The organism is Actinomyces urogenitalis DSM 15434 (genome assembly GCF_000159035.1).
Taxonomy (GTDB): Bacteria; Actinomycetota; Actinomycetes; order Actinomycetales; family Actinomycetaceae; genus Actinomyces; species Actinomyces urogenitalis.
The window spans coordinates 96,435-113,669 of the sequence record NZ_DS999574.1 but is presented as its reverse complement, the minus strand read 5'-3'; the positions used below and the strand labels follow the sequence as shown (position 1 = coordinate 113,669).

General features: G+C 69.6%; 12 protein-coding genes and 1 pseudogene. 11 read left to right on the top strand and 2 right to left on the bottom strand.

The genetic code is table 11. The features are described 5' to 3' along the window. The 6 genes and pseudogenes from HMPREF0058_RS13075 to HMPREF0058_RS00400 all read left to right on the top strand — a co-directional run. Nucleotides 1-228 (top strand): annotated as a pseudogene (locus tag HMPREF0058_RS13075) (ABC transporter ATP-binding protein); the annotation flags it as partial. A gap of 217 nt (nucleotides 229-445) precedes the next feature. After that, nucleotides 446-1,450: an ABC transporter permease gene (locus tag HMPREF0058_RS00420; protein WP_006547665.1), complete on the top strand. Its 1,005-nt coding sequence runs from the start codon at nucleotides 446-448 to the stop codon at nucleotides 1,448-1,450. Further along, complete coding sequence (locus tag HMPREF0058_RS00415; RefSeq protein WP_006547664.1) at nucleotides 1,447-2,433, top strand: ABC transporter permease; 987 nt, start codon at nucleotides 1,447-1,449, stop codon at nucleotides 2,431-2,433. Before HMPREF0058_RS00420 ends, HMPREF0058_RS00415 begins: the two co-directional genes overlap by 4 nt. A 172-nt stretch (nucleotides 2,434-2,605) precedes the next feature. Then, nucleotides 2,606-4,282, top strand: a complete 1,677-nt coding sequence (locus tag HMPREF0058_RS00410; RefSeq protein ID WP_006547663.1) for an ABC transporter substrate-binding protein — start codon at nucleotides 2,606-2,608, stop codon at nucleotides 4,280-4,282. Next, the gene (locus HMPREF0058_RS00405; RefSeq protein ID WP_006547662.1) at nucleotides 4,282-6,024 is read left to right on the top strand and encodes a dipeptide ABC transporter ATP-binding protein; all 1,743 of its coding nucleotides are present in this window, start codon (nucleotides 4,282-4,284) and stop codon (nucleotides 6,022-6,024) included. The genes HMPREF0058_RS00410 and HMPREF0058_RS00405 overlap by 1 nt, the downstream gene beginning before the upstream one ends. 279 nt (nucleotides 6,025-6,303) lie before the next feature. Continuing rightward, entirely contained in the window at nucleotides 6,304-7,179 is an 876-nt protein-coding gene (locus HMPREF0058_RS00400; protein WP_006547661.1) for a glutathione S-transferase C-terminal domain-containing protein, read from the top strand. Between the two features lie 129 nt (nucleotides 7,180-7,308). Here HMPREF0058_RS00400 and HMPREF0058_RS00395 read toward each other — a convergent pair whose 3' ends face one another. Further along, nucleotides 7,309-8,682, bottom strand: coding sequence for a DUF4921 family protein (locus tag HMPREF0058_RS00395; protein ID WP_006547660.1), 1,374 nt, complete (start codon nucleotides 8,680-8,682; stop codon nucleotides 7,309-7,311). Nucleotides 8,683-8,698: 16 nt separating this feature from the next. Beyond that, on the bottom strand, nucleotides 8,699-9,952 hold the full coding sequence (locus HMPREF0058_RS00390; protein WP_141560434.1) for an MFS transporter: 1,254 nt from the start codon (nucleotides 9,950-9,952) through the stop codon (nucleotides 8,699-8,701). Nucleotides 9,953-10,086: 134 nt separating this feature from the next. Between HMPREF0058_RS00390 and HMPREF0058_RS11600 the strand changes: the two genes are divergently transcribed. The 5 genes from HMPREF0058_RS11600 to HMPREF0058_RS00370 all read left to right on the top strand — a co-directional run bounded on the left by HMPREF0058_RS11600 (nucleotide 10,087) and on the right by HMPREF0058_RS00370 (nucleotide 17,067). Next, the gene (locus HMPREF0058_RS11600) at nucleotides 10,087-11,877 is read left to right on the top strand and encodes a cation:proton antiporter (RefSeq protein WP_006547658.1); all 1,791 of its coding nucleotides are present in this window, start codon (nucleotides 10,087-10,089) and stop codon (nucleotides 11,875-11,877) included. A 29-nt stretch (nucleotides 11,878-11,906) separates the two neighbouring features. After that, nucleotides 11,907-15,548, top strand: a complete 3,642-nt coding sequence (locus HMPREF0058_RS00380) for a DEAD/DEAH box helicase (RefSeq protein ID WP_006547657.1) — start codon at nucleotides 11,907-11,909, stop codon at nucleotides 15,546-15,548. 61 nt (nucleotides 15,549-15,609) lie between these two features. Then, complete coding sequence (locus HMPREF0058_RS00375; protein WP_006547656.1) at nucleotides 15,610-16,338, top strand: TolB-like translocation protein; 729 nt, start codon at nucleotides 15,610-15,612, stop codon at nucleotides 16,336-16,338. After that, nucleotides 16,307-16,543 carry a TolB family protein gene (locus HMPREF0058_RS12930; protein ID WP_006547655.1) on the top strand — a complete coding sequence of 79 codons (237 nt, stop codon included), beginning with the start codon at nucleotides 16,307-16,309 and terminating at the stop codon, nucleotides 16,541-16,543. The genes HMPREF0058_RS00375 and HMPREF0058_RS12930 overlap by 32 nt, the downstream gene beginning before the upstream one ends. 248 nt (nucleotides 16,544-16,791) lie before the next feature. Further along, nucleotides 16,792-17,067: a DUF4244 domain-containing protein gene (locus HMPREF0058_RS00370; protein ID WP_229083281.1), complete on the top strand. Its 276-nt coding sequence runs from the start codon at nucleotides 16,792-16,794 to the stop codon at nucleotides 17,065-17,067. Nucleotides 17,068-17,235: the final 168 nt, after the last annotated feature.

The following is a 17,235-nucleotide window of genomic DNA, read 5'->3' as shown; positions in this document are numbered from 1 at the left end:
GACCGTGCCATGCGCGAGCAGCTGGCCGTGGACCTGCGGCGGATCCTCGCCGACCAGGGCACCACGGCCCTGTATGTCACCCACGACCATGCTGAGGCGGCCACGGTGGCTGACCGCGTGGGAGTCATGGATGCTGGCCACCTGCTGGCCAGCGGGCCGATGCACGAGCTGCGTCGTCACCCCGGCTCGGCGCAGGTCGCCAGCTTCCTCGGGGTCGAGTCGGCCTGAGAGCCTCGTCTCTAAACAAGAACCTGACTCGTCAACCACCGTGGACGCTGCTAGCGTCTTGCCCAGTCATCACGGCGCCGCAACCGGCGTCGCCTGCCTACGGAGAGGTCGCGGTCGCATGACCAAGCGAATGTGTTGTTGCTGCTGTCGTTGACGACGGCTTCACACCCATTCGCCAGAGCGCTCCCGCGCTCGCAAGACCCCGTGAGGTGCCCCCGTGCCCCTGTCCTCCCAGGACACCCAGAACAACGCCACCCCCAGTGAGCAGACCACCGCTGGCGAACTGGCGACCCCCGCGGCCGCGGACGTGGACCGGGTGGGTGAGCGCCCCACAGGGTGGCGCTACGTGCTGCGTCGCCTGCGCAAGGACAAGAGCGCCGTCTTCGGCGCCGTCATCGTCGCACTGACCACCCTGATCGCCGTCTTCGCGCCCCTGATCACCAAGGTCGTGGGCGTGGACCCCTACACCTACGACCTTGACGCCCTGGACGGCTCCGGTCTGCCGCTGGGCAGCTTCGGCGGTATCAGTGCCGCACACCCCTTCGGCGTGGAGCCCCAGACCGGACGCGACCTGTTCGCCGTCGTCATCGAGGGCACCCGCACCTCCTTCTCCATCGGCATGGGGGCCACGGTCCTGTCCATGGTCATTGCCATCGCGCTGGGGCTGAGCGCCGGCTACTTCGGAGGCTGGTGGGACGTGCTGGTCTCCCGGCTGACGGACGTGACCCTGGGCTTCCCGCACCTGGTCTTCATGATCGCGATCTCGGCGATCATCCCGGCCACCGCCCCGCGCGTGCTTGTCATGATCCTCATCATCGGGATCCTGGGGTGGCCCTCGACCGCGCGCGTCCTGCGCAGCCGCACGCTCGCCCTGCGAGGACGCACCTTCGTGGGCGCCTCGCGCGCCATGGGAGCCTCCCAGGGCCACGTCCTGATCACCCAGGTCCTGCCCAACCTCGTGGCCACCATCATCGTCTTCACCACGATCGCGATCCCCGGCAAGATCACCGCCGAGGCCGCCCTGTCCTTCCTGGGCGTGGGCGTGGCCCCGCCGACCCCGTCCTGGGGACGGTCCATCGGCAACGCCGTGACCTGGGTGAGCACGGACCCGTGGTACCTGCTCTTCCCCGGCGCCGCCCTGTTCCTGGTCACCCTGGCTTTCAACCTCTTTGGTGACGGGCTGCGCGACGCCCTCGACCCCAGGACCGGTGAGAACCGATGAACCGACTGCGCTTCCTGGCCTCGCGTCTGGTCCAGACGCTCCTGGTCCTCATCATCATCGCCTTCATTACCTTCGCGATCTTCTCCCTGTGGCCCTCCGACCCGGCGGGGCTGGCCTGCGGCAAGCCCTGCACCCCGGACAACCTCCAGCGGGCGCGCGAGTTCATGGGCTATGACCAGCCCTGGTACACCCAGTTCTGGCACTACCTCGTGGGCATCGTTCAGGGCCGTACCTTCGGCCAGGGCGCCAGCGCCGTGGTCTGCTCGGCCCCCTGCCTGGGCTACTCCTTCCGCCTGTCCACGCCCGTGACCGACCTCGTGGTCTCCCGGCTCCCGGTGACCGCCTCGATCGCGGTCGGTGCCGCGATCCTGTGGCTCATCGTGGGTGTGGGCGCGGGAGTGATCTCGGCGCTGCGCCGCGGCTCGCGCCTGGATCGCTTCATCATGACGGGCACGGTCTTCGGTGTCTCGGCCCCCTCCTACCTTCTGGGGCTGCTGGGGATCCTCCTGTTCGGCTTCACCCTGGACATGGTCCCGGTCTCCGGCTACGTGCCGCTGAGCCAGAGCCCCGTGGACTGGGCCTGGCACCTCATCCTGCCCTGGACGGTGCTGGCGCTGATCTCCGCCGCGATCTACGCCCGCATGGTGCGTGGCGAGATGCTGGAGAACATGGGCGAGGACTACGTGCGCACCGCCCGGGCAGTGGGGCTGCCTGAGAAGCGGGTCATCGGTCGGCACGTCATGCGCAACATCTCCCTGCCGGTGGTCACCTACTTCGCCTTGGACCTGGGGTCCATGCTGGGCGGGGCGGTCATCACCGAACGGGTCTTCTCCATGCAGGGCCTGGGCGCCCTGCTCATGGACGCCGTGGGCACGGTCGACGTGCCCGTGGTCATGGGGGTCACGCTCGTGGCCGCCGCCTTCGTCATCATCGCCAACCTTCTCGTCGACGCCTTCGCCGCCCTCATCGACCCTCGGGTCTGAGGACGACGACGTCGCAGCCGGGCCGACCGGGCCCGGCCGCGGGCTCAGCCGAGCCCGCTCCCGACGGCGGGCCCCGCCGTCGGACCACAAGCCCCCGGCCTGCGGGCCGGGACCACAGAGAACACGCGCCCGCGCCCGCGGGCTGCGCACCCCGTAGGAAAAGAGCATCACCATGGCACGAACCTTCACCCTCAGCCGTCGCAACCTCCTTGCCGGCGCGGGCATGTCCGCCCTCGCCCTGACGCTCGCCGCCTGCGGGGCCAACGAGCGTTCTGCCTCCGGCTCGGGCGCCAGCGGTGCGGCCACGGCCACCGCCGGCGGCACGCTGCGCATCCTCACCTCCTCCACTGACATCAACTGGGACCCCGCCAAGAGCCAGTCGATGCCGATGACCTCCCTGGGCCTGGTCCACCGCCGCCTGACCACCTGGAAGCTGGCCGAGGGCAAGGACGCCGAGGTGGTGCCTGACCTGGCCACCGACACCGGCACCGTGAGCGAGGACGGCCTGTCCTGGACCTACACCCTCAAGGACGGCCTGGCCTTCGAGGATGGCACCGCGATCACCAGCGCCCACATCAAGTACGGCCTGGAGCGCACCTTCGCGGCCTCGCTGGCCGGGGGCCTGACCTACCACAAGGCACTGCTGGCTGACGCCGAGGGCTACGAGGGCCCCTACGAGGGATCCCACCTGGACTCCATCGAGACCCCGGATGACAAGACGATCATCTTCCACCTCAAGCAGGCCTACGGCGACTGGCCCTGGATCGTGGCCCAGCCCGCCTTCTCCCCGGTGCCCGAGGACAAGGATGACCCCTCCACCTACGCGCGCACGCCTGTGGCCTCCGGCCCCTACCGCGTGGCCGAGTACTCCACCGGCGTCTCGGCGACACTGGAGCGCAACGAGAAGTGGTCGGCTGACACGGACGACATCCGCCTGGCCCTGCCTGACACCATCGTCTTTGAGCTGAGCCAGGACGAGTCCACGGCCACCCAGCGCCTCATCGCTTCCTCGGGCGATGACGCCAACGCCTTCGGCGCGGACCTGGTGGCCGCGGCCCAGCTCGCTCAGGTCTCCGGCAACGCCGACGCCAAGGCCCGCCTGGCCACCACCCCTGAGGGCGGCCCGCTGATGTACCTGGCGATCAACACCGAGCGCGTGAGCGACCTGGAGGTGCGCACGGCGATCGCCCAGGCCATTGACAAGGCCACCGTAGTCTCCGCCCTGGGTGGCGAGCTTGGCGCCGAGGCGGCCACGACCATCATCGCCCCCGGTATCCCCGGGCGCGAGGACTACGAGGGCGTGGCCGCGGACGTCGAGGCGGCCAAGGCCACCTTCGCCTCCAAGGACGTGCCGAGCCTGGTCCTGCTCACCGCCAACTCGGCGGCCTACCAGGCCGTGGCCGAGGCAGTGGCGCAGTCCCTGACCGAGGCCGGTCTCAAGGTCACCATTGACCCGGTGGAGGCCGAGACCTACTCCGAGCGGGCCTCGCGCGGTGACGGCTCGACCTACGACCTCGTCATCGGCTCGTGGAACGCCGACTTCCCCTCGGCCGGCGCCTACATCCAGCCGCTCTTCGCCTCCTCGGAGATCGGCAACGGCGGCTACAACCTCGGCCGTTATTCCAACGCTGAGGTGGACGCGGCGATCGAGAAGGCCCTGGGCACCCTCGACACTGCTGACGCCCAGGCCCAGTGGGTCGAGCTGGACAAGAAGATCGCGGCTGACGTGCCGATCGTTCCTCTGGCTAACCGTCGCAACTCCTTCCTGGCCGGATCGGGCGTGACGGGCTTCTCCGTGGAGTCCTACCCGGCCTACCCGAGCTACCTCACCGTCGGGGTGAGCGCCTGATGACCGCGGAGGAGACCCAGGGCGCCGCTGCGGCGTCGATGCCCGGATCGGCCACGGCCGGTCAGGCGGCGCCGGCCCTGTCCCTACGGGGCTTCGGCGTGACCTTTGCGGGCAGCCCAGTGCCCGCCAGTACCGAGGTCGACCTCGACCTCGTGCCCGGACGCGTGCTCGCCCTGGTGGGTGAGTCCGGCTCGGGCAAGTCGGTCACGGCGATGGGTGCCCTGGGTCTCCTCCCCTCCACCGCCACCGTCACGGGCAGCGCACTGCTACGCGACGGCTCCCAGTCCGTTGAGCTCGTGGGTGCCTCGCGCGGCGTCCTGGATGACGTGCGAGGTCGCCTGGCCGGCATGATCTTCCAGGAGCCGACGACGGCGCTGGACCCGCTGGAGACCATCGCCTCCCAGGTGGGTGAGGCTGTGCGCGCCCACGAATCCCGCCACCGCCGTCGGCCGCGGCGTGAGCTTCACGCGCGGGTCCTGGACCTGCTGGCCCTGGCGGGACTGGGCGAGGGTGAGCAGGCTGAGCGCATTGCTCGCTCCTACCCCCACCAGCTCTCCGGCGGACAGCTCCAGCGTGCCTGCATCGCTCTGGCGATGGCCTGCGACCCGCCGGTCCTCATCGCCGATGAGCCCACAACCGCCCTGGACGTCACGGTCCAGGCCGGGATCCTGGCCCTGTTGCGTTCCCTGACCGAGCGTGGCGTCGCCATCCTGCTCATTACCCATGACATGGCGGTGGTGGCTGACGTGGCGGACGACGTCGCCGTCATGCGTCAGGGGCGGATCGTGGAGCGCGGAGCCGTGCGCGAGATCTTCCACGCCCCCACTCACCCCTACACCCGCGAGCTGTTGGCGGCGGTGCCTCGCCTGGACTCCCTGCGCCAGGAGAACCCCTTTGAGGCCGTGGTGCGTGAGAGCGTGCCCACGGATCCGGACCAGGAGGACGTCGTGGTCATCAAGGACCTCGACGTCGTCTACCGCAACGGCCGGCGCTCGGTCCACGCGGTGCGCGGCGTGAGCCTGAGCATCAGCGCTGGTGAGGTCCTCGGGCTCGTGGGCGAGTCCGGCTCGGGCAAGTCCACCATCGCCGGGACCTTGACCGGGCTGGTGCCGGTGGCGTCGGGCTCGGTGCGTGTGTGCGGCGTCGAGGTGGCTGGGGCGCGGCGGCGTGACCTGCTGCCGGCTCGGCGTGCGACCGGCGTCGTCTACCAGAACCCGGCCTCGTCCTTGAACCCGCGGCGCACGGTGGGATCCTCGATTGCCGAGCCGCTGGTGGTCCACGGTGGCTATGACTCCGCGGCTCGCCGGGCGCGGGTGGCGGAGCTGCTCGATGCGGTGCGGCTGCCTGCCTCGATGGCGGACCGCTACCCGCATGAGATGAGCGGTGGTCAGCGTCAGCGTGTGGCGATCGCCCGGGCGCTCGCGCTGGACCCGCGCCTGGTGATCGCTGATGAGCCCACCAGCGCCCTGGACGTCAGTGTCCAGGCGGTGGTCCTGGACCTGCTGCGTGATCTTCAGGTCGAGCTGGGGTTTGCCTGCCTCTTTGTCTCCCACGACCTGGCCGTCGTCGATTCGGTGGCCCGGCGCACGGTGGTCCTGTCTGCCGGGCGCGTGGTGGAGGAGGGCGTGACCGAGCAGGTGCTGGCTCGTCCGCAGGAGGAGTACACCCAGCGTCTGGTGTCGGCGGTGCCGGTGCCTGACCCTGACGTGCAGGCACGGCGTCGCGAGCTGCGAGCCGCCTGAGCGCCGACGGACCGCGTGCGTGTTGGCCGACCACGTGTGTGCTGACCGACCACCAACGCCCCGACCGACCACGGGATTCGCGCGAATCCCGTGGTCGGTCGCGGCATACGTGGTCCGTGGGAGCATAGGTGGTCGGTGGCGGGCTTTCGCCTCCGGGAAAATCGCGGGTCAGGGGCAGACTGGTCAGGGACCATGGAACGCAGGGCCTGCCAGGCTGCACCTGCACCTGCACCTGCAAGCCTGCGTGAGCTGATCCGAACCTGACCGGAGAGGACCATCATGGGTATCGCTACCTCGTACCGCTTCTCAGACAAGGGAATTGAGGGCACCCTGCGCCCTGAGGCCGGGCGCTACCGGCTGGTTGCCTCCGGTGCCTGTCCCTGGTGCCGCCGCGTCCTTATTGTCCGCCGCCTGCTGGGTCTGAGCGATGCCATCCCCGTCTCATGGTCTTACGGGCGCGGCGAGGACGGCTTCTGGGAGCTGACCGACGGCGACGGCGAGCCTGGCACGGATCCCTTCCTCCATGCCCGCTCCCTGGCCGAGGTCTACGCCACGACCCCGGGCTACACGCCGCCTCCCACGGTCCCGGCCCTCGTGGACATAACGACCGGCCAGGTCGTGTGTGACGACTCCGGCAACCTCCTGTTCGACCTCGCGACCTCCTGGTGGCAGCTGCACCGGCCCGGCGCCCCCGACCTCTATCCGATCAACCGCCGTAACTCCACCGACGCCTGGGACGAGTGGGTCGGCTACCACGTCAACCGCGGCCACGGTGTGGCCACCCACTCCACGGACCCGGACAAGGCGGAGGCCGCTGCCCACGGAGTCCTCGTCGCCTTTGACGTCATTGACACCCTGCTTGCCCGCGCCACCCACATGGAGGCCTCGCGCGAGGCGGCCCTGACCATGCAGGACGGGCCGGCGCTGTCCGCCGTCGTCGCGGTGGGTCAGTACCTGTGCGGTGACCAGCCCACCGGCAGCGACATCCGCCTGTTCACGACCGTCCAGGCCTACGAGTACGGCGGGCGGCAGGAGTATCCGGGCGGCGAGGCGCCGTCGATCTCCTTCTGGCCGGCTCTGGCTCGCTGGTTCCGGGCCCTGGAGAGCCGCTCAGGCTGGGTCGGCACCGAGGAACGCAGCGCGCTCGGGCTCTGAGCCCTGACTTCCTCCCTGAGATCCTTACGAACGTGGTTTCGCGCTCAGGAACGTCCCTGGGGCTGCGTCCCAGCACCGTTCCTGAGCGCGAAACCACGGTTCTGATGCCGATAGGGCGAGGCGGCTGCCTCAGCGGGAGAGCACCGGGTTGTACAGGAGCCGGTTCGGCGTGGTCGGGCACTCGTCGCCCACTGCCATCGGTGCGATGAGACGGTCGGCCCGCAGGTCCTCCAGGCGTGCGACCACCCGCTCGCGCAGGCTCCACGGGTCAATGGTGTTGAGGTAGATCTTCGTCCCGCCCTCAAACCCAGCCAGCGTGGAGACCCTCCACTTCAGCGTCACGTGCCACGGCATTGGCTGGTCCACGTCCAGCGGCTTGTGGTGCCACTCCTCGTTGCTCGGCACGTCCGCGCCCGTGGCCGCGTGCAGCGCGTGGAGGAGGTCGGACACGGCGTCGACCTCCTCGCGGCTCATGAGCCAGGGCTCGCAGGTGGCCGAGGTGGAGTAGACCTCCAGGCTCGGGTAACGGTGGCCGAAGCCGGCGAAGGCCACGGCGTGCTCGTTGGAGGCCACGAGCAGCCCGTGATAGGCCGCATAGTCCACGCCCATCTCGTTGTAGAGGTTGGGGTTGGCCCGCACGCGCGCCAGCTCCAGCTCATTGACTACCCCGCGCTCGTCAATCCCCACCAGCTGCTTGTGCAGGTGATCGAAAGAGGCGCCGGCCGGCCGCAGCCAGTTCTGGAAGACGGCGACGTAGCGCACCCACCGGTTGGCCTCGTACAAGGACTGCGCCGAGTGCACCGCCAGGCGCGTGTAGGCGCGGTGCTCAGCGGGGGTCAGCGTCCCCGAACCGGCCAGTGCGGAGGTGTCGGTGGCGGAGTCAGTGAAGTGACGGCGGGCGACGATGACGTCGTGACCGCCGGCAAAGAAGGCGGCGAGATAACGGCGCTGCTCGGCCGGGCCCATGGACTCCCAGAGCTCTGGGTCCTGGCCGGAGGCGCGCAGCTTGGTGCGGGCCACGGCGGCCACGTGCGCGGCTCCCTCGGGCTCGGCCAGGTAGGCCTCCATGCGCTCGCGGGCGGCGTCGGGAACCTCGTAGCCGTGGTTGGCGTGCCAGTAGTCGAAGGTGAGGATCTCAAAGAGATTGGGGACGCGGCGGAACTCGGCCACGGTATCGAACAGCCGGCTGGCTGGCACGCCGTCCAGCCTCTCAAAGGCCGACGGCGCCACCCCGCCGCTGGCTGCCTCGCCGCCGCGGGCCACCACGCGTTCCTTCTCCGGAGGAGTCTCCAGGTAGCGGTCGCAGCAGAAGGCGCACGAGGAGGTGCGGTCGTGCTCGGTGAGGGGACGTACCTGCTGGACCGGGTGGGAGATCGGGCGGTTGCCGCGTCCAGGAACCGTCCACACCTCGGTTCCTGTGAAGGGACTGATCTGCTTGATGGTCCCGTCCGCCAGCTGGGTCAGCGCAGCGGGTTCGGGGGCGTAGGGCATGAGACGAGCCATGGCCTTATTCTCGCGCTCAGGCCACGTTCCGGATGCGCAGCACGCAGGCTGCTCCCAGCAGGCAGACGACGGCGGCCATGACGTACAGGGTCGTGTAACCACCCAGGTGGGTCACCACCGGGGCGGCGAGCACGGGAGCCAGGACCTGCGCTCCGGCGGAGGCGATGTTGATGATGCCCAGGTCGCGGGCGGCGTCGCCCGAGCTCGGCAGCACCTGGGTGACCAGGGCGAAGTCCACGGAGGTGAAGGCCCCGAAGCCGATACCGAGGATGACCGCACCAACCACGGCACCCACCCAGTTCTGGGTCAGGGCCAGGTCCAGGGAGGCCAGGCCGGTCACGATCGAGGCGGCGATAACGAAGGGCTTGCGCCGACCCACCTTGTCTGACCACACCCCGCCGATCACCGTGGAGCCGAAGACGGTCAGGGCGTAGATGCCCGTGAGGATGAAGACCCCGGTCGTCGCCTTGTCTGCCTCCATGCCGACGGCGTCCATGAGGTAGTACAGCAGGTAGAGCGTCCCGGTGGAGTTGCCGAGGTTGACCAGGAATCGCGTGAGCCAGGCCCAGCCGAAGTCGGGGTAGCGCCGCAGCGGCGGGACGAAGCCGGCCATGACATGACGCAGCGTGGGGCGAGGGGCGCCGTCGGGCAGCCGCAGGTCGCGGGCGCCCAGTACGTGCGGCAGGCCGAGGGCCACCACGAGCACCGCAAGGACGAGGTAGCCGGTGCGGGTGGAGCCGACGGCGGCCGCCAGTCCCGCTCCGGCCACGAGCCCGGCGGTCTGGGCCACCCCGATAAGCCCGGAGACCAGGCCCCGACGCTCCACAGGAACCTGGTCCGCGATCGAGGCGTTGAGGGCGGCGAAGGTGGCGTTGAGGAAGGCCTGGACCAGGCACCATCCCACCACCATCCCGGCCACGCCGCGGGCGCTGGCCAGCACCACGAGCCCGACGGCGCCGAGAGCCAGGCCACCGGCGATCCACGGCAGGCGACGTCCGAAGCGGCTGGTGGTGCGGTCAGACAAGGCCCCAAAGACGGGGTTGCCGAGCGTGGAGACCAGGGCGCCGAGGCCTGTGACCAGGGAGAGCGTGGCCTCCTTGTGGCCTGGCGCGACCTGGGAGGCCTGCAGGCCGAGCAGTACCTGGATCGGGCCGAACCAGGCGGAGAAGAGCCCGAGCATCGTCAGGCTCAAGGTCAGTGACCAGGATCGGGGAGGCATCTGGGTGGGAGGCTCGTTGGTGGCGACCTGACGAGCAAGAAGTGCTGCCATGGGGCGAATCTAGACCGGCGCGGGCGTGGGTATGGCGAATCTGGTGGCCGCGGGTGGGAGCCTGACGCGCCGGGGCCGCTACGCTCAGGCACGCACCTGCCCTTGGTCAGCGCACCTGTCAGGAAGGAGCCCGGATGGGAACGACGTTCTTGTCCCTGTTGTGCATCGTGGTGGTCGCCTTCTTCGCACCCCTGCTGTCCTGGGTCGTGCCTAGGCGCATCGTGCCGGAGACGGTGCTGCTCATCGCCGGCGGGATGCTCATCGGCCCGGCCGTGCTCGGGATCGCGACCGCGACCGCCTCGATCGACTTCCTGCGTGAGCTGGGGCTGGCCTTCCTCTTCCTCATGGCCGGCTACGAGATCGACGTCAACGAGCTGCGTGGTTCAGGCGGGCGTCACGCCATGGTCGCCTGGCTCGGCTCACTGGCCCTGGCCTTTGCCGCGGTCTGGGTGATCGGAGTCAGCGGCGGGGCGCTGAGCGTGAACGGGATCGCCATCGCCATCGCCATGACCTCGACGGCGATCGGCACGATCCTGCCGATCCTGCGTGAGCGCGGGTTGCTGTCCACCGCGGTGGGCGCGGCGATCCTGAACCACGGGGCGGTGGGCGAGGTTGGCCCGATCATCCTCATGGCCCTGCTGCTCGGCTCGCGCTCGACCTGGGCCTCGCTGGCGATCCTGCTGGCCTTCCTGGCCATCACGCTGCTCATCATCCGGTTTACGGACAACGTCAAGCGTGCCGGGCGCCGGCTGGTGGAGGCGATCCATATCGGTGGCACGACGACGGCTCAGACGACGATCCGTCTGACCGTCCTGCTGCTGGTGGGGCTGTGCACGCTGGCGGCGATCTTTGAGCTGGACGTGGTGCTGGGCTCCTTCGCTGCCGGATTCATCCTGCGCTACGCCGTGCCAGGCGGCTCTCGCGAGCTAGAGGAGAAGCTGGACGGCCTGGCCTACGGCTTCTTCGTGCCGATCTTCTTCGTCACCTCGGGCATGGCGATCGAGCTGGATCTGTCCGCCTCGGCGCTGGTGGACCTGGGTGCCTTCCTCGTGCTGCTGGTCGCGGTGCGCGGGGTGCCGGTGTGGTTGGCCTCGTGGGCGGAGCGGCGTCATGACGGCTCGCGGGCCTACTCCTTGAGGCAGTCCGTGCAGATCGCGGTCTACTCCACCACCGCCTTGCCCATCATCGTGGCTGTCACCCAGGCGGCCGTCAGTGCAGGGGCGATGACGCAGTCCTTCGCCTCCACCCTTGTGCTGGCAGGGGCGGCCAGCGTCCTCATCATGCCGGCAGCGGGGCTGGCGCTCGGGTCTCGACGTGACCACGCCCCGGCGGTCGAGGCGCTGTCGGTGGCCCAGGGGCCGGTGGACGCCGAGGGCAGGCCGGTACAGATCGCCGACTCCGCCGGCCTGCAGCCGGGAGACCAGGAGCTGACGGTCAGCGAGCGGCGTCGCCCGGCAGGACTGGAGCTGACGACGGCGCACTCGGCTTCCTCTGCTCCCTCCCCATCCAGCAGCGGGGGTCGCGCCGGTCAGGGCACCGGGAGCGGTGCTGCTGGTACCCGGCGCGCCGGTGCATGGCCTACGCAGCCGGAGGAGGCGCCACGCAGCGTGGGCCTGGGAGGCCGGAGGCTGTCCGACGCCGAGGCGCGCTACCTGGCGGTGCGACTGGCCCAGATCGAGGCGGAGCGGGTGCACTGGCGTGAGCAGATGCGCCTGCAGCGCAATCTTGACCGCGAGGAGGCGCAGCAGCGTCGCGCCGTGCGCCGGGCCCTGCTGCGTCAGCGGCGGCGTCAGGAGCGTGACCAGGTGCGTCAGCTGCGGGAGGACGCCCTCCAGATGCGTCGCCAGGCGCGTCAGGATGGGCGTCAGGAGCCGGTTGTCCACAGCCGGACCTCGTGGCACGACCGGCTTCGACGTCGTCGATAAGTGTCAGACCCCTTCCCTAGTCTGAGGCCATGGCACGCGAGCTGAGCCCCACGGACTGGCCTGCCGAGGTCACTGATGAGCAGATCATCAGCGTCGTCGGCGGGAGGACCTTCCTGCGTGGCCAGCGCTACGCCGAGGAGGGCTACGTCCGCACGGTCTCGGTGGCAGGGACCAACGGGGAGATTATCTCTGGGAGTGTGCGCGGCTCGGGGGCGCAGGTCTACCAGACCATGGTCTACGCCCCGCAGACTGGCGCGAGCGGCCTGTGGTCGGGGACCTGCACCTGTCCGGTTGGGGCCAACTGCAAGCACTGCACGGCGTTGCTGCTGCGATCACGCGCGCTGGCGCTGCGGCTGCAGGACGAGGCCGGCGGCTGGGAGGAGGAGCTGGCCAGCCTGCTCAGGGTGCCGGCGCGTTCCTACCGGCGCATGGCGCTGGAGGTGTCCGCGGACTACTACGACCGGCTCACCCTGGTCCCGCTGGTGGAGGGCAAACGGGGGTGGAACCGTCAGGGTGCTTCCTGGACCCAGGTGCTGGGCGGAGCACTGGCCGGTGAGGTGGACCCGCAGGTCCTGGAGGTGCTTCATGAGCTTGCGGGCATGGCTCGGCGCAGCTTCTACTACGCTGATGACCGGGTCAGCCTCAACGAAATGCCGGCACGGGTCTGGAAGGTGCTGCGTCGCGGGAGCGAGGCGGGGCTGACGCTGACTACCGCGCAGCGGAACGGGGCTGCGGTGATCATCGCCTCCGGCCTGAGGGCTGGGGCCGCCATCCTCAAGGAGTCCGACGGCGCCGTGCGGATCCAGCCGGCGCTGGGCACCGAGCAGGTGACCGAGCTGCGGTTGAGCCAGGAGGAGCAGAACCTGGTGCCGCTGGATGAGCCGGCGGTGGACTTCCAGCCGATTGGGGCTCCAGCGGTCCATGCCTTCTACGCCTACAAGCCCGGCGGTGAGCTGCTGCTCATGCCGATTGAGCCCGAGCCCTCTAATGCGGTACGCCGGCTCCTGGCTGACCCGGCGTACCGCATCCTCATCCCGGCGCCGGATGTCCCTCGCTTCGAGGCGGAGCACCTGGAGCAGCTCATGCGGGCTGTGCCGGTGCTGGCGCTGGATGAAGGAGTGGCTGTTCCCGAGCCGACCCAGCTGCGGGCCGTGCTCCAGGTGCACGTTGAGGGAGCCAGGCACGAGGCCTCCACCCGCTGGCTCATGCGCTACGTCGATGAGGCGGGTGCGGTGCGTCGTGAGGTGGTGCTGGGGGACCTGCGCCCCGAGCGCCTTGATGACGGCTTCACGGATGACTCTGTCACGGCCTGGGGTGGTGACCTATCCGGGCAGGACCCCTGGGGCCTGCCTGAGGAACCTGGCCTGGGCCGGAGACCTCCGGATGAGGTGCTGGAGCCGGAGCCCGTGACGCAGCCCGCGGGCCAGCGCCAGGTACCGCGAGACCTGCAGGCGGAGCAGCGCCTGGCCTGGGAGGTCTTCAATGCCCTCATGCCCCTGGTTCGCGATCATGGCATCTTGTGGCACCGCCAGACGATGCGCGGGATACGCACGGCGCGCTTCATGGCCTGGACGGTGCCGGAGCTGCGGCAGCTGGAGCCCATGGAGCTGGAGATCCTGGGGGAGGTTCCGGATTACCGTGAGGCAGGCCAGGAGCTGGTCGTCGCCACCTGTGTCACCGAGGACGAGGACCGTCCTGACTGGTTCTCCCTGCGCGTGCGCGTTCGCGTGGGTGAGGAGGAGGTGCCGCTGGAGCGGCTCATCGCCGCGGTGGCGGCCGGACAGGAGCAGGTGCTCCTGGACTCGGGCGCGTGGGTGGACACTGACCGGCCTGAGGTTCACCGCCTGGCAGCCCTCATGGAGGAGGGGCGAGACCTGGTGGAGCCTCATGCCAAGGACCCGGGTCAGATGCGGGTCACGGCCTTCCAGGCGGGGTACTACTCCGAGCTGGTTGCGCTGGGCGTCGTGGAGGAGTCTGCCAAGCGCTGGCAGGACAGCGTGGACCGCTTGCTGGGGATGCGGCAGGAGGCTGGGCGCGAGCCGGAGGACGGGCAGCGGCAGGCTGACGGGCGTGGCCTGGTGGCCTCGGAGCTGGTGGACGTGGACCCACCGCTCGGTCTCCAGGCCGAGCTGCGTCCGTACCAGCTGGAGGGCTACCGCTGGCTGCACCTGCTGCGGGGAGCAGGGCTCGGTGGTGTGCTCGCCGATGACATGGGGCTCGGCAAGACCGTCCAGGTCCTCGCCGAGATCCAGAAGATGGCGGAGGAGCCCGGCGGGCTGACGGCTCCGGTCCTCGTGGTCGCCCCTACCTCCGTCATCGGGGCCTGGGCGGAGCAGGCAGCACAGTTCTGTCCGGGGCTGCGCGTGCGTGAGGTGCGGCGTACCTCCGCCAAGCGTGGCACCTCCATGGCCCAGGAGGCGGCGCAGGCAGACGTCCTGGTCACCAGCTACACCCTCATGCGGCTCGATGAGGAGGACCTGGCGCAGGTCGAGTGGTCGTGGGTGGTTCTGGACGAGGCCCAGTTCATCAAGAACCACACCTCAGCCACCTACAAGGCTGCGCGCCGGCTACGAGCTCCCTCAACTCTCGCGATCACGGGCACCCCGCTGGAGAACTCGCTCATGGACCTGTGGAGCCTGCTGAGCGTGAGCGCGCCCGGGCTGCTCCCAGGACCGCAGCGTTTCAAAGAGCTCTACAAGCGCCCGATCGACCGCGGCGGGCAGCAGGGGCGGGACCGGCTCCAGGCCCTGCGCAGCCGGATGCATCCCTTCATGCTGCGTCGCACCAAGGAGGAGGTGGCCCACGACCTCCCGGACAAGAGCGAGCAGATCCTGCGAGTCGAGCTCAGCCCTTCCCACCGCCGTGCCTACGAGGCCCGTCTCATCCGCGAGCGCCAGAAGGTGATGGGGCTGCTGGAGGATGACACCGCACAGGCCCGTTTCTCGGCCCTGAGGTCGTTGACCATCCTGCGCCAGATGGCACTGGATCCTGCGCTGGTACCAGCCGCGGAGGAGGGAGCGCAGGACGATGCTGATCCGGCTGCCGGGCACGAGCGGGCGGTGCGTCAGGGCGGACGCCGGCCCAGACCGAGCGCCAAGGTGGAGATGCTGCGTGACACCCTCGTGCCAATCGTGGCGGAAGGACACCGGGCTCTCGTCTTCAGCCAGTTCACTCGTTACCTGAGCTCGGTGCGCGAGGAGCTGGAAGCGGCAGGGCTGCGCACCCTCTACCTAGACGGTGGGACGAGTGACCGTCAGAGGGTCGTCGCCCAGTTCCGTGACGGGGAGGCTGACGTCTTCCTCATCTCCCTCAAGGCCGGAGGATTCGGACTGACCCTGACTGAGGCGGACTACGTCTTCCTCCTGGACCCGTGGTGGAACCCGCAGGCCGAGGAGCAGGCGGTGGACCGGGCCCACCGCATCGGTCAGGACAAGCCCGTCATGGTCTACCGGATGGTGGCAGCAGACACGATCGAGGACAAGGTTATGGCTTTGAAGGAGAAGAAGGCCGGTCTTTTCGCCAAGGTGGTTGAAGGCTCGGCGGAGCTCGGACAGCCCGGACATGGTGAGACAGGAGCTGGCGAGCGCGGCCAGGCTGGCGCGACGGGCGCCGGGCAGACCCTGAGCCGGGCACGCCTGACCGCCGAGGAGATTCGCGCCCTGCTCGGCTGAGGTGGGTGCGGGCGTCTGTTGTTCCTGCGTCTGCGCCTGGCAGACGTGACAGGATCGGTGCATGATCTCGCTGACTTGTCACCACGGCCTGGAGACTGGACGCGGAGCAGGGCGTGATGCCCTCCAACCCGGGCAGGTGGCGCTGTTGGTGATCCATGACCTGCGCACAGGCAGCCAGCAGGTGGTCCTGGAGAGCAAGGAGCTTATTGAGGCTCCCAACTGGACCCGGGACGGTGCCAGGCTCGTGGTCAACGGTGGCGGGCGGCTGCTCAGCATCGCTGCGGACGGGTCCGGGGCCCTGACGCCCATCGAGGTCGGCGCGGTGCGTGGGGTCAACAACGACCACGTCATCTCTCCGGACGGCACCACGATCTACTTCAGCGCCGAGGGGCACCTGGACGCCGTCGGCATCGAGGGCGGCCAGGCGCGGCGCATCTCCAACACCCACCCCGAGGACCAGCCGTACACCTCCTGGCTCCACGGCGTCTCGCCGGACGGGCAACAGGTGGCCTACGTCTCGGTGGAGCCGTGGGGCGAGGACGTCTTTGGTGCGCGCAACCTCGCCACGATCCCAGCCGCTGGAGGCGCTCAGACCCAGCTGACCACGGGTCCCAACGCCTACGACGGGCCCGAGTACCACCCGGACGGAGGTTGGTTGTACTACAACTCCGAGGAAGCCTCCCAGGTCGCGGGGCACGCCCAGCTCTTCCGCATGCGGCTGGACACCGGCGAGCGCGAGCAGCTGACGGATGATGACCGTGTCAACTGGTTCCCCCAACCCCAGTCCTGACGGATCCCAGCTGGTCTACCTCAGCTACCCCAGCGGGACGGTCAGCCACCCGGCGGACCTACCGGTCGAGCTGTGGCTCCTGGAGGTCCAGGGCGGACGGCCGCGCACACTCGTTCGTCTCTTCGGCGGCCAGGGCACGATGAATGTCAACAGCTGGTCCCCGGACGGCACGCGCTTCGCCTTCGTGGCCTACCCCGCTGCCTAGCGACCAAGGCCCGCGAGTGAAGCGGGCTCTCCGAAGGACCTGTCCGAGGGCGCTGCCTCCGGCATGGGCGGTCAGTGCCGCGGCCACGGTGCTCGGGCTCCACAGGTGGCCCCCGTGACACCCTCGTCCACAGGGCTCAACGAGCCCAGGTGCGAGTGATGGTCTGCCTCCTCCAGGCTGGTGCATGCGGACAAGACGTCCGCGCACACCTGAGGGAGGACACCATGCACGCCACCATCATTCGAACGATGACCCGCGCACTGAGCCTGCGCTGGTCGCTAGGAGCACGGGCAGCAGCCAGACGCGCTGCTCTGAGCCGAGCCACCTCACTGTCGACCGCCTCCTGCGCGGGCGGAACCGGTGAGAACGACCCAGGCAACGAGGCCGGCATGGCCACGGCCGAGTACGCCATCGGCACGCTGTCAGCCGCTGCCTTCGCCGGGCTCCTGCTCGCCATCATGCGCTCGGGCTCCCTGCGAGGAGTCCTGCAGGGACTCATCGAGTCCGCCCTGTCCGTGGGCTGAGGCCGCCATGCGACGACGACGTCGGGCGGGCAGGCGTCCTGCTCGCAGCAGCAGCGAGACCGGCATGGTGACGGCGGAGACCGCCGTGGTCCTGCCGTCGGTCATCATCGTGCTGGCGCTCGCGCTGTCAGCCATCAGTGCCGGGGCCACTCAGCTCAGGGTCACTGA